The organism is Brevibacillus sp. YAE8 (assembly GCF_057543335.1).
This window is the reverse complement of sequence record NZ_BAAIYG010000001.1, coordinates 40,188-53,586: the sequence shown is the minus strand read 5'-3', so window position 1 is coordinate 53,586 and position 13,399 is coordinate 40,188. Positions and strand designations below refer to the sequence as shown.

Sequence of the window (13,399 nt, the reverse complement as noted above, 5' to 3'; positions counted from 1 at the left end):
TCTCCGCAAAAAACGTTTGACTGAAGGCCCGGACGCCAGAAGCAGCGGTCGTTTTTCGTTTGGGCACGCCAAAAAAGCCCGATTCTGAAGCGATCGGACCCTCTTTTCCTGCACGGGCGTCTTTTGCCAGGCGAGCAAGCGGACTTCCCCTGCTTACGCTTGCTGCCGCAGCTCATCGGGCACGCGAATCTTTTCGCCCGTCCTTGCGCAAATGGCGACAAACGTAACCTCTGCTTGCAAGACAAGCTCATCGCGCTGGTTGCGGATGAGCTGCCTGAGCACAAAGCTCGTGTTGCCCACCCGCTCTATGGACGAATGAATCAGCAGGACGTCGCCGAGAAAGGCTTCCTTTTTGTATTCGGCTTGCAGCCTGGCCACGAACGAGCGGAAGCCAAGGCGGGAAAAATAGTGATACCACGGCTGGCGAGCCTGCTCCAAAAACGCCATGTATTGGACGTTGTTCACATGGCCATCGTGAATCTCCTCTGGTTGTACGCGAATTTCAAACGGTGAAAACGGCATGGACTCTCCCCTTTTGTCTGTGCTGGCAGGTTTGTTTTCGTCATAGTTCGATAGTTCGCGCTTCTGCTGAAAATTCCTGCCAGCCTGGGCGAGCCGCATGCTGTGCCACTTAAGTCGCACGCCTCACTCTTTGACTGCGCCGGACGTCAAGCCGGAAATAATCCGTCTCTGGAAAATCAGCACCATAATTACGAGCGGCACGGTCACGATGATGGACGCAGCCGAGATTTCCCCCCACGGAATCGTGAACATCCCTTGAAACATGACGATGCCCACCGGAACTGTCTTCATCGCTTCCTGCGTATTCAGCGTGAGCGCAAACAAAAATTCGTTCCAGGCGGCGATAAAGACGAGAATCGCCGTCGTAAACACGCCTGGCATCGCCAGCGGAAAAAACACGCGCGTCATCGTCTGCCAAATGCTCGCCCCGTCCACTTTGGCGGCTTCTCCGAGATCGCTCGGAATTTTGCGGAAGAAGATCGTCAAATTCCAGATGGCGAGCGGCAGCGCGAAGGTCGTATAGGGGATAATCAGGCCAAGGTAGCTGTTTGTCAGACCCACGGACTGCATGAACATGAAAATCGGCGAGATCGTGGCGATTTGCGGGAACATGGAGACGGCCAAAACGACGCCGAGAATGATCGTCTTCCCGCGAAAAGACAGCCAGGCGATCGCATACGCGGCAAAGGACGCAATCGTGATCGAATACAGCGTCGTCAGCGTCGCTACTACCGTCGAGTTCCACAAATATGTGGCAAATGGCCGTTCGGTGAATACGCGGATGAAGTTGTCGAGCGTCGGATTCTCGATGATGAACTGAAAGGCGCGCTCACCGAACAGCTCCCCTGGGGGTTTTAGGGCGGCGAGCAAAATCCATAAAAACGGGAACATGACGACGAAGACAAAAAGCAGCAATCCGACGTAGAACAAGGGCCCTGCACTTTTTTGCATGCACGTTTCCTCCTTATTTTCCGTTGCCCTCACCCAAGAGGTCTGCTCCCAAAATTTTGACGTAGCCAATCGAAATCAAGGCGACGCACAAGAAAACAATGACAGCGAGCGCCGAGCCTTCACCAAAGCTCATCTGCGCAAACATCGTTTTGTAGGCGTAGATGGAAATCGTTTCGGTCGAGTTGGCTGGCCCCCCGCCCGTTAGCGCGTAAATGAGGTCGAACACCCGGAACGCGTCGAGCGTGCGGAACAACAGCGCCACGAGAATCGTCGACTTGAGCATGGGCAAGGTGATGCGGAAAAATTGCTGGAAGCGGTTGGCCCCATCTACAGAGGCGGCTTCGTACAAGCTTTGCGGAATGGTCTGCAAGCCAGCAAAGAGCAGCAAGGCCATGAACGGCGTCGTTTTCCAGACGTCGGCCAAAATGACGGAAAACATCGCGCCTGCCTTCGTCGAGAGCAGCACGCCCATGTCCGAGACAAGCCCTGTCACCTCGAACAGATGCGCCACAATCCCGTTTTGCCCGTCGTAAAGAAATTTCCACATCATGGCGGAAATGACCGTCGGGATGGCCCACGGAATCAGCACGGTCGCGCGGACAAGCCCCCGCCCGCGAAACGGCCGATTGAGGAGCAGCGCAATGCCCATGCCGAGCACAAGCTCAATCGCAACAGAGACGACAGTGAAAAAGAACGTGTTGTACAAAGCGGCCCACATGCGGCTGTCGGTCAAAAACATCTGGTAATAGGCGAAGCCAATGTAGTTCGGTTCGATCAGCGAGGATTGGATCCCCGCCATGACGCCGACCGCCCCCTCGGGCTTAGACAGTTGCTTTTGCGCGCCAAGCGCAAGGAGTGCCGCCTCCGCCTGCTCCAAGGTTGTCCGCACAGCATCTGTCTGCTCGCCTGTCAGCGTCACATATTTCAGTTCGGCGGGAATCGGCTTGAATTCGAGCAGCAACTGATCGACGGCGTGGTAACGGCTCGCGATCTCGCCTGTCTGGTTGAGGGAAGCGTTCATTTGCTCGATCTGCTGCCGGATGGCGTCCAATTGTTCCTTCGTTGCCCCTTCGGCAGACTCTGCCTCTCTTTTCACATAGCGGAGCAAATTGGGCAGCGTGCTGACGTAGCGCTCCATGTCCAGCCCATAGGAAGAGTGGACCTCTGTCTTCGTCGGGTCATTCAACCGGATGTCGTGCAGACTGATCCAAAACGATCGCATGACAGGCCAAATCGCGATGACGAGTATAATCAGCAGTGCGGGAAAAATCAGCAAATAGCCCATCTGTTTTTCCGAAAGGGACCCTTTGTTTTGTCGATTCATCCGTTCACCACCTTCTATCCTGATAGGAACATTCGAGGTACTGGGCAAAATCCGACATCCATTCACTCCCGGGAGAGACGCGCCCTCCCGGAAGCCATTGGACCCGTATTCTTTCCGGCTTGCCTTGCGTTATTTTTTTATCAACTCATTCATTTTCGTTTCCATGTTTTGCACAGCTTGCTCGGCGGTTTGCTGTCCGGCGAGCGCCTTGGACACCTCGATCTGGATTACTTCGGAGATTTTCGGATAAATCGGCGTAGTCGGACGGGAGACGGCAGCGCTGACGCCATCTACGAAGTCTTTGTTGGCGAACAGCGGGCTTGCCTTTTGCACTTCGGCATCTTCATACACAGGCAGGAAAGTCGGAGCGAGTCCGCCGTGCACCGCCGAAATTTTTTGCCCTTCGGCCCCCGTCATAAACTTCAGAAATTCCCACGCTTCTTTCGGATGCTTGCTGAACTTGTTGATGCCGCCCATCCATCCGCCGAGCGCCGCAGCGGACCCGGCATCGCCTGCCGGCAGCGGAGCGATTGCTACTTTGTCGACGATTTTGGACTGCGCCTGATCTTGTGCGAGCGCGAACTGGTACGGCCAGTTGCGGACGAAAGCCGATTGTCCTTCGAGGAAAGCGGTATGCGATTCGGTCTCCATAAAGGTGGTGATGTTGCTCGGCACGAAGTCCGATTGGACGACCTCGATCATTTTGTTCAAGCCTTTGATGGTGGCCGGATTGTTAATCGCCACGTTGCCTTGTTCATCCAAAATTTTTCCGCCGTAGGAGGCAATGAACTCGACGAAGTTGCACACCAGTCCTTCGTATTGCTTCGCTTGCATCAGGTAGCCGAATTTCGTGCCGCCCTGCCCCTTCGTGGCTTTCGCCTGCGCGATCAGCTCATCCCATGTTTTGGGCGGCTCTTTGACCAGGTCCTTGCGGTAAAACAGCAGCCCGGCATCGATGAATTTCGGCATGGTCCACTGCTGGCCGCCGAAGTTTCCGGCATCCATCGCCCCTTTGATGTATTTGCCGGTGTCAATGCCGTCCTGCTCGATCAAGCGGTCCAGCGGGAGCAAATAGCCGGCCTGGGCAAATTCCGCGGGCCAGATGACGTCTAAGTCAAACACGTCGATCTCCTGGGACTGCGCGCTGAACATAGTGACGTACTGGTCGTGGCTTTGTCCGGTGTCAGACGGCATTTCGCGAATTTCTACCTCGATGTTCGGGTGGGCGTTTTGAAAAGCTTCGACGAGCTTTTTCGTGGAGTCGGTCGCATCTTTGCCGCGCGCGTAGACGAGCTTGACTTTTTCTGCGGCTGGCTGCGGAGCCGGTTCTGTCTTCGGTGCCTCGGTCGCGGGCTGTCCCTGTGCGGGCGCGGATTGTTGCGGAGCTGATGAGCATGCTGCCAAGGAGAGTGCAACTGTCAAGGTAAGTCCCATTGATGTAAGCCGTTTCATAACTTTCATGCAATTTAACCCCCTATGCTCTTTATGGATCTATGTCGCCTGCCAAAGCAGGCCGTAAAACCGCCGTTACAGTCGGACAGCCTCGCCTGTCTGCGCCGACTGGTAAATCGCCTCGATCAACCGGGTGATGTACAAGGCTTGCTCCGGTGTGCAGAGCGGCTGCGCCTTCCCTTCGACCGCATCGAGGAAATTGGCGAGCAGCATCACCCGCTCGTTGCAAGGCGTTGGCGACAGCTCCGTCGTCGCCGTCACGCCGCCCCACTCGTGGTACAGCGTCAGCTTTTCCTCAAGCAAGCCGAGCGAGACGCCTCCCTCCTGCCCGTACAGTTGCAGGAAAACGCTTTCTTTTTCGATGTGAGAAGCCCAGCTTGCGTCCAGTGTGAGCGAAAATCCGTTTTCAAATGTAATCATCGCGACCGCCATGTCTTCGACGTCAAACTTGCCGTTTTCCTCGCGCCTGCCCCACTCGGACAGTCCGCGCTTGTGCGGGCCGAATTGCGCATACGTCTGGCCGAGTACAGACACCGGCTTTGGATGGTCGAGCAGCCACAAAGTCAAGTCGAGCATATGTACCCCGATGTCAATCAAAGGGCCTCCGCCTGCCAGCTCTTTTTGCGTAAACCAGCTCCCCCAGCCGGGAATGCCGTTGCGCCGCACCCAGCCTGTCTTGGCGTGATAGATGCTGCCTAACCTGCCTTCGTCCAGCCATGCCTTGACTTGCTGGGCTTGGCTGCGAAAGCGGTTGTTTTGCGCGACCATCAAAATTTTCCCGGCTTGCTTCGCCGCCTCGATCATGTCTTCCGCCTGCTGGGCGTTCATGGCCATCGGCTTTTCGCAGAGCAGATGCTTGCCTGCTGCCAGCGCTTGTTTCGCCGCTTGCGCGTGCAAATAGTTCGGGACGCAGACGATCACCGCGTCGATCGGCGCTTGCGAAAGCATCTCTTCATAGTCGGTAAAGACGTGCGCAATCCCGTACTGCTCGGCTTTTTCCGCTGCCGTTTCCCGCGACACATCTGCAATGGCGACGATCTCTGCACGCGGCTCCCTCTTGGCTGCCTCCAGATGAGCCAGAGCGATCCCGCCTGCCCCGATGATCCCGATTTTGTGTGTGCGCATATTCGCTACATCTCCCTCCTACACCCACCAAAGATTTTTGATCGGCTCGCGCAAAATGACTTGCTGCAAATTTTGCACGGCGCGCTCGAAGCCTTCCTCAATCGACATGATCGCGTCTTCGTGCTCGATGCTGATGACGTAATCGTAGCCGTTCATGCGCAGGGCGCTCATCATGTCCGCCCACGTCTGCTGCGAGTGTCCGTAGCCGACCGTGCGGAAATACCACGCCCGTTCATTGAGATTCGCGTACGAGTTCATGTCGGTCAGCCCGTACATGTTCACCTTGTCCTGATCGATATACGTATCTTTGGCATGGAAGTGGTAGATCGCTTGTTCTTTTCCCAATATTTTGATCGCCGCTACCGGATCAATGCCTTGCCACCACATATGGCTCGGGTCGAAGTTGGCCCCGATCGCGTCTCCGACTTGCTCGCGCAGCTTGAGCAGCGTACCCGGTGTATGGACGAGAAAGCCTCCGTGCAACTCCAGGGCGACTTTGACCTGATGCGACTTGGCGTAGCCGCCCCACTCTCTCCAGTACGGAATCAGCTTCTCGTTCCACTGCCAGTTCAGCACGTCGCGGTATTCATTCGGCCAGGGAGCGACAGGCCAGTTCGGGTACTTCGCGCCTTCGTGATCTCCCGCCGTGCCGGAAAAGCAATTGACGACAGGAACTTCCAGCAACTCAGCCAACTGAACCGTTTTGACGAACGTCTCGTGCGACTGCTGGGCAAAGCTTTTGTCCGGCGAAAGCGGATTGCCGTGGCAACTGAGCGCGCTGATGACCAGTCCCCGCTCCTCGACGGCTTTGCGGTACGCCTGACGCTTTTGCTCGCTTTCCAGCAGCTCATCGAGCGGGCAGTGCGCGTTGCCGGGATAACCACCCGTCCCGATTTCCACTGCCTCCAGTCCCGCCTCCTTCACATGGTCGAGCATTTCCTCAAACGACTTGTCGCTAAACAAAACGGTAAACACACCGAGCTTCAAATGCTTCCCCTCCTTTTTTCTCGCGGAGCTTGCAGGTTCATCTATGGGCAGTTCGTGATGCTCCCTCAAATACAGCGCTTACACTTTGCCGGATGACGAGATGGTGCGGCACGGTGCTCATCCGCTCCACCGGCTCGTTGCGGATTTGCTTGAGCAGTTGCTCTGCCGCTGCCTTGCCGTACATGAACGGGTCGTTGTGTACGGTCGTCAGCATGGGGCGGGTCAAGGAGGCCAGCTCCAGGTTGTCAAACCCCATGACCGAGATGTCTTCCGGAACGCGAATCCCGTGGTCGTGCAAATAGTTGAGCACGCCTACGGCCATCAGGTCTGTGGCGACAAACACGGCGGTCGGACGCACAGCTTCCTCGCAGATGCGGCGCATGGCCTCATAACCGCTTTTGGCAGTGAAATCGCCCTCTACGACAAAGCCCTCGTGAATCGGCAGGTCGTGCGCGCGCATCGCTTTGCGGTATCCGCCCATGCGGTCCAGCCCGCACGGCGGGTCCCACAGCGGCCCGGAGACACAGGCGATTTTCCGGTGGCCCTGCGAGATGAGATAGGCCGTGGCATCGTAGGACGCCTGGACGTTGTTGACGTTGACGGTCGGAATCTGGTAGCCGGGCAAGTCATGCCCCGTCACGACCATCGGCACCTGCATGTCGTGGAGCGTCTGGAAGCTGCTCTCCAGAAAATGAATGCTGGCGATGATGACGCCATCGAGCTGCTTTTCTTTGAACAGGCGCAAATACTTCAGCTCTTTGTCCACGACCTCGTCCGAGATCGCTAAAAACATGCTGTAGTCGTCTTCGCTGAGGACACTGTCGATCCCGTAGGTGAGGTTAGAGTAAAAATTGTTGTTGATGTCCGGAATCATGACGCCGATAATCCGGGTTTCCTTGCTGACGAGACTGCGGGCGATCGCATTCGGTTGAAAGCCCGTCTTCTGGACGATGCGCAAAACCCGCTCGCGCAGCTCCGGCCTGACTGGCTTCGAGTTGTTCAATACCCGCGAGACGGTGGCAATCGAGACGTTGGCGAGTTGGGCAATGTCTTTTATGGTGACAGAAATGGTCTCTCACTCACTTTCTCTCATTCAGGTAAACGTTTTCCTATCCAGAAAATAACATTTGGACTCTGTTTTGTCAATATTCTGTCATTTTTTCTTTTCGACTTTTCCTGTCAATTGTCGCGCTGCTTCCCGAACCTTTTGCCACCGAAAAAGCCCAGAGGCTTTCCCCCTGGGCTATCGCCAAAAGCTCATGCAAAGGACGCACATACCGGCAGCGTAATCTCCACCGTTGTTCCCTTGTTCCGCTGGCTGCTGATTTTCATGTTCCCTTGATGAGCTTGGATGATTTTGTAGCTAATCATCAGGCCGAGACCTGTTCCCTTTTCTTTCGTCGTATAAAACGGTTCGCCCAGCTTCTGGATGCGCTCTTCGCCTATCCCCTCTCCCTGGTCCTGAATGCGCACAGAAAGGCTGTCGCCGAGCTGCTGGAGCTGAATCGTGATGCGCCCGCCGTTTGGCATGGCTTCGATCGCATTTTTTAAAATATTGATAAAGACCTGCTTTAATTGATTTTCTTCGCAATTGACCATCGTGGCAGTCTCGTCCAGCTCCACCGTGATCTGGACGTTGTTTAAAATCGCCTCGGTTTGCAGCAGCTCTACTACCTGATGCAAGAGCGGCGAAAGGTTGCGCGGCGTGAAGTTGATGACCTGCGGCTTGGCGAGCACCAAAAATTCGTTCACGACCGATTGGATGCGATCCAGCTCGGAGAGGATCGTCTGAAAATACTCCCGCTTGTAGTTGCCCTCCTGAATGAACTGGATGAAGCCGCGAATCGAGGTCAGCGGGTTGCGGATTTCGTGCGCGACGCCTGCGGCCAACTGGCCGACGACAGACAGCTTTTCTGATTTTCGCAGCAGTTCCTCGGTCTTTTTCAGCTCGGTAATGTCGTGGCTGATGACCAACAGGCCGATGCGCCTGCCGTCCGGGTCGAAGAGTGGAACTTTGCGCACGTCAAAAATGCGCGATTCTTCCCGACTGACGAAAATGATCTCTTCCAGGCGGACAGGCTTGCCCTCTTCCCACGCCCGCTTGTCCGACTCGGCGCATTGCAGCAACGCGCTCCGGTAATGGGGGGACAGTCGCGCCAGCTCCTCGTCGTGCTTGCCCTGGTACGGGACATGCTCCAGCTCAAAAATGCGCAGGCAGCAGTCGTTTGCCTCGATCCAGTGGCCCTCGCCGTCCTTGAAGCAGACGGAATCGGGCATGGCGTTGATTAACGTCCGCAACTGCTTGGCATTTTCGATCAGCGCGGCCTCCATCCGTTTATGCTCTGTAATGTCACGCTGAATCGCGACAAAAGCGATCAGATTGCCTTTTGCATCAGAGAGCGGGGAAATGAATGTACTGACGTTAAGCAACGTGCCGTCCTTGCGCTGCCGCACCGTCTCATACGAGGTCACATGGCGGTTTCGCACGATTTCCGCGTGCAGCTTCTCATAATCTTCCTGCAAAAAATCGGGAATCGTCGGCAGCTTGTCGCCGATCACTTCCTGCTCGCTCCACCCGAACATTTGCTCGAAGGCACGGTTTACTTTCAAAATTTTGAAGCCCACGTCGAGCACGACAATCGAATCAACCGTATTGCGCAAGTACAGGTCAAGCTGTTCCTTCGTCGCCCGCAAATCCGCCTCGATCTGCTTGTGGCGGGTAATGTCTTTGGCGATCGCGTAAAAGCCGCTGATTTCATTGTCCACGTACATCGGGAAGTTGTGGATGCTGACGTCGATGCTGTGGCCGTTTTTATGCCTGACCGCGATTTCAAACTCTTGCGGCCGGCTCATCGCGGCCAGGCTGAACGGATGGCGCTGTGCGTCGGCGCAGTCCGACAAGATCAGACTGCGGATGTTGGTCGCCTGCAAATCTTCCACCGGAAAGCCTACCAATCTCTCAGCCGCCGGATTGGCGTCCAATATGTTGCCCTGCAAGTCGCAGCAGATGATCGCCGAAGGATTGTCTTCGAAAAGCGAGCGGTAAAACAATTCGCTGCGGATAAACGGCTTGGCCGTCTCTCCCGGCTCGGGCAACTGTCGCCGGTCGCTGTCCGGCGCAGCAACGCCCGCTTCCACGGACACGTCTGGCGCCATTTTTTCGCGAAAAGCAGGCTCGCGACCGCTCGGCGGGATGGCGTAAACGACAGAGCCGATTGGCTTGCCGCCGTATATATAAGGGATCAGCTCAAAGCGCCACATTCCTCTCACATGCTCTGCCTCCCACTGCATTTTCGAGGCAACCGTCAATGCTGTAGGCGGTGCGCCGATCAAATTTTGTTGGTTGTCTATCCAGCCCTGTTCGTACAGCATGTTCGAAGCGTTGATGACCTTGCCCCCGCGGTCCAGCACCAGAAAAGGACTGCCGACAACCGAGGACACGAGCTGGGAAAAGCGCTCCGTCAGGCGAAACCGCTCCTGCTCCAGTTGATTGCGCAAACAGCTTTCCACCGTTTGCCTCGCGGAGATCACCGCTGACAGCGAGTGCGGATGGTAAACCCGCCACAAGCCTGTCAGGTTGAACACCCCCAAAATATCGCGGGTGGCCGGGTCGCGGATAGGAGCGGCCGAGCACGTCCATTTTTGCACCTCCTGGCAAAAATGCTCGGCGGCAAACACCTGCACCGGACTTCCTGTCACAAGGGAAGTCCCGATGGCGTTCGTCCCTGCCCGATTCTCTGCCCAGGACGAGCCGAGGACGAAATTCATGTCTTCTGCTTTCAGCATCAGCGACAAGTCGCCATCGAGATGGACGATATCGCCTGCCGCGTTGCAAAACGTAACCAGGTGGCCGGAGTCCATCGAAGCATCCTTCAGCTTCAACAGAAGCGGCTTGAGTATGCGCTGAAGCGAGTCACCCTGCCAAAAGGCCTCAATCTCTTCCCGGGACAGGGTGATCGCTGTTCGGTTGCTCAGAGGATGGATGCTTTGCTCCTGACAGCGTTGCCAAGATTCGTACATCAGCGGTCGAATGGCCGGTCTTTCACTGATTCCTGAAACAAATCGTTCCCACTCCAGTTCAAGCTTTACTCTTTCTTGTGAAAGATTAGCAAACCTATCCAGAGCTATCCGCTGATTCATGGTCTCCATCCTCCAGATTAGAAAACTTGGCTGCGCCAAGCCGTTGGCGCAGCCTTAGTTGCCCTTGTACTGGATAAGAATCTTATCCATTCTTAATCTGTATAAAAAAGTGGGTGACACATTTTTTGAATTAACATTTCGACAATTGACCCAATTTTCCTTTTTATGAAACGTTTTTTAAGTACACTTGAGCGCAGAAAAAATCAACCAGTGTGTCTTTTGGCGCTGCTGCGGCCAAAAAGACACACTGGCTGTTTGCTCCTACCGGAATTTTGTAATGACGTTGAATCCGAACGTGTTGTAGTTCGTCATATCCTCCAGGATGCCAGACACATCGTCGAGCGCTACCTCGCGGGAAACGAGCGAGGACGGATTCAGCCTGCCCTGGGCAATCATGGTCAGCAAGCCGTCATAGGCGGCGTGCGGATTGCCGATGCTGCCGACAATCTCCAGTTCCATCGCGGTAATCGCGTCAATCGGCAGCCCGACCATACCGCCTTCGTCTTTTGTCGTCAGGCCGATCTGCACATGCCTGCCGCCTTTGCGCAGGCTCAGAACCGAGTTGAGGATCGTATCGCGTATCCCCAGGGCATCAATCGAGGCGTGCGCCCCGCCCTTCGTGATTTCCTTGATCGCTTCGACGACGTTTTCCTTCCTGGCGTTGACGACCGCGACGGCGCCCTCTTCTTTTGCTTTTGCCAGTTTTGCGTCGTCTACATCCACGGCGATGACCATGGCGCCGACAGCGCTTGCGACCTGCACCGAGGACAAGCCTACGCCGCCTGCCCCGTGTACGGCAAGCCAGTTGCCCGGCTGGACGTTTCCGCGCACGACGCCGTGATACCCTGTCATGTAGCGGCAGCCGATGGCCGCAGCCGTCAACGTGTCCACCTCGTCGGGCAGACGGATCAGGTTAAAGTCTCCGTTCGGCACCTTGACGTATTCCGCGTATGCGCCATCGTAGCTGAATCCGAAGATCGCCATGTTGTCGCAGCGGTTGGAATGCCCGGAGAGGCAATTGGCGCAATGCGAGCATCCTTCGTGGAAAGGCGTGGTCACGCGATCGCCGGGACGGAAGTTTTTCACTTCCTTGCCGACCGCCTCGACGACACCTCCCAGCTCATGGCCCGGAATAATCGGCAACTGCGGACTCAACCCGATCCAGTCCCAGTCGCCCATCCACGCATGCCAGTCACTGCGGCATACCCCGCACGCCTCTACCCGGACGATGACGTCTTTTGGACCCGGCGTCGGGTCCGGCACCTCCCCGATGTAAAGTGGTTTTTGTTGCTCCAATATTTGCGCCGCTCTCATGTACCGTTTCCCCCTTCATTTTTTCTCGTTCTTTTTTTCAGCCTTGTCCGCAGGGAATTAATCCAGATTGACCCAGACCGCTTTTACCTGTGTGTACAAATCGAGCGCATACGAGCCCATTTCCCGCCCGTACCCGGACTGCTTGTAGCCGCCAAACGGCACGGCTGCGTCCAGCGCATTGTAGCAGTTGACCCAGACGGTGCCCGCTTCGAGCGCGTGCGCGACTTTGTGCGCCTTGCGCAAGTCTGTCGTCCAGACGCCAGCAGCCAGCCCGTACTCGGTGTCGTTTGCCCGCCGGATGACATCGGCAATCTGCGCTTCGTCGTCAAACGGCATCGCTGCGACGACCGGGCCAAAAATTTCTTCGCGGGCAATCGTCATCCGCTCGTTCACATCGGCAAAAATCGTCGGCGGCACAAAGTAGCCCGGCCCGTCCAGCGGTGCGCCTCCCGTCAGCGAGGTCGCGCCTTCCTCATGCCCTTTTTGCAGGTAGCCCGACACCCGCGCAAACTGCTCGCTCGATACGAGCGGCCCGATCTCGGTAGACTCGTCCAGCCCGTTGCCCTGCTTCATTTTCGAGGCGAAGCTCGTCATGTCGGCGAGGACGTTGTCGTACACTTTTTTATGGACGAACAGCCGCGAGCCTGCGCAGCACACCTGTCCCTGGTTGAAGAAAATGCCCATCAGCGCGCCGGGAATCGCCTTGGAAAAATCGGCGTCCGGGAAAATGATGTTCGGCGACTTGCCGCCCAGTTCCAGCGACACCCGCTTCAAGTTGCCAGCGGCTTGCTGCATGATGAGCTTGCCAACCTCTGTCGATCCGGTGAACGCCACTTTGCGGATGCGCGGATGGTTCGTGATCGCAGCGCCTGCCGTCGGACCAAAGCCCGTGATGATGTTGACCACGCCTTCGGGGAAGCCGGCCTGCTGGATCAGCTCAGCCAAATAGATGGCGGTGAGCGGCGTTTGCTCGGCACTTTTCAAAATGACGGCGTTGCCTGTCGCCAGAGCCGCCCCCAGCTTCCACGCCGCCAAAAGCAGCGGGAAATTCCACGGAATGATCTGCCCGACGACCCCGACAGGCTCGCGGCGCGTGTAGGTCAGCATGTTCGGTCCGGCCGAGTTGTTGATGACTTCGCCCGCGAGCTTCGTCGACCAGCCAGCGTAATAGCGGAAATGGTCAATCGCCAGCGGAATATCGGCGACGCGGGCATGCGTGACGGGCTTGCCGTTGTCGATCGTCTCGAGCTGCGCGAGCGCCTCGGCGTGCTCTTCCATCAGGTCGGCCAGCTTCCACAGCAAGCGGCCCCGCTCGCTCGGCGTCACTTTTGCCCACGCGCCCGCAAGCGCCTTTTCGGCTGCCTGCACCGCCAGCTCCACGTCTTCGGCATCTGCCTCGTACACCGAAGTAATCGCCTTGCCTGTTGCCGGATCAATCGTCTCAAACGTCTTTCCCGATGCCGATGCTACAAACTCCCCGCCAATGAACAGCTTTTTCGGCCCGCCCGCCAAAAAAGCTTCCACGCGAGGGTCCAGTGAGATGTTTGCCGTCTGCGTCACGAAAAGTCCCTCCTCTTTTTTTGC

General features: G+C 56.5%; 10 protein-coding genes. All 10 read right to left on the bottom strand.

Annotation, left to right across the window (positions count from 1 at the left end):
• Positions 1 to 153: 153 nt before the first annotated feature.
• Positions 154 to 642: an acyl-CoA thioesterase gene (locus tag AC27IT_RS00215; protein WP_487091402.1), complete on the bottom strand. Its 489-nt coding sequence runs from the start codon at positions 640 to 642 to the stop codon at positions 154 to 156.
• A 3-nt stretch (positions 643 to 645) separates the two neighbouring features.
• A complete protein-coding gene (locus AC27IT_RS00210) occupies positions 646 to 1,473 on the bottom strand; it encodes a carbohydrate ABC transporter permease (RefSeq protein ID WP_005831897.1) in 828 nt (275 codons plus the stop codon).
• 13 nt (positions 1,474 to 1,486) lie between these two features.
• Positions 1,487 to 2,797, bottom strand: coding sequence for a carbohydrate ABC transporter permease (locus tag AC27IT_RS00205; RefSeq protein ID WP_487091399.1), 1,311 nt, complete (start codon positions 2,795 to 2,797; stop codon positions 1,487 to 1,489).
• Between the two features lie 129 nt (positions 2,798 to 2,926).
• Positions 2,927 to 4,258 carry an ABC transporter substrate-binding protein gene (locus tag AC27IT_RS00200; protein ID WP_007787574.1) on the bottom strand — a complete coding sequence of 444 codons (1,332 nt, stop codon included), beginning with the start codon at positions 4,256 to 4,258 and terminating at the stop codon, positions 2,927 to 2,929.
• Between the two features lie 66 nt (positions 4,259 to 4,324).
• Positions 4,325 to 5,374, bottom strand: a complete 1,050-nt coding sequence (locus AC27IT_RS00195; protein WP_429778052.1) for a Gfo/Idh/MocA family protein — start codon at positions 5,372 to 5,374, stop codon at positions 4,325 to 4,327.
• 18 nt (positions 5,375 to 5,392) lie between these two features.
• Complete coding sequence (locus tag AC27IT_RS00190) at positions 5,393 to 6,361, bottom strand: sugar phosphate isomerase/epimerase family protein (RefSeq protein WP_007787572.1); 969 nt, start codon at positions 6,359 to 6,361, stop codon at positions 5,393 to 5,395.
• Between the two features lie 37 nt (positions 6,362 to 6,398).
• Positions 6,399 to 7,409: a substrate-binding domain-containing protein gene (locus tag AC27IT_RS00185; RefSeq protein ID WP_081414693.1), complete on the bottom strand. Its 1,011-nt coding sequence runs from the start codon at positions 7,407 to 7,409 to the stop codon at positions 6,399 to 6,401.
• A gap of 209 nt (positions 7,410 to 7,618) precedes the next feature.
• A complete protein-coding gene (locus AC27IT_RS00180; RefSeq protein WP_487091396.1) occupies positions 7,619 to 10,222 on the bottom strand; it encodes a PAS domain S-box protein in 2,604 nt (867 codons plus the stop codon).
• A 540-nt stretch (positions 10,223 to 10,762) separates the two neighbouring features.
• Positions 10,763 to 11,815, bottom strand: a complete 1,053-nt coding sequence (locus tag AC27IT_RS00175; RefSeq protein ID WP_122952480.1) for a zinc-dependent alcohol dehydrogenase family protein — start codon at positions 11,813 to 11,815, stop codon at positions 10,763 to 10,765.
• A 57-nt stretch (positions 11,816 to 11,872) separates the two neighbouring features.
• On the bottom strand, positions 11,873 to 13,375 hold the full coding sequence (locus tag AC27IT_RS00170; protein ID WP_005831880.1) for an aldehyde dehydrogenase family protein: 1,503 nt from the start codon (positions 13,373 to 13,375) through the stop codon (positions 11,873 to 11,875).
• Between the last annotated feature and the right edge of the window lie 24 nt (positions 13,376 to 13,399).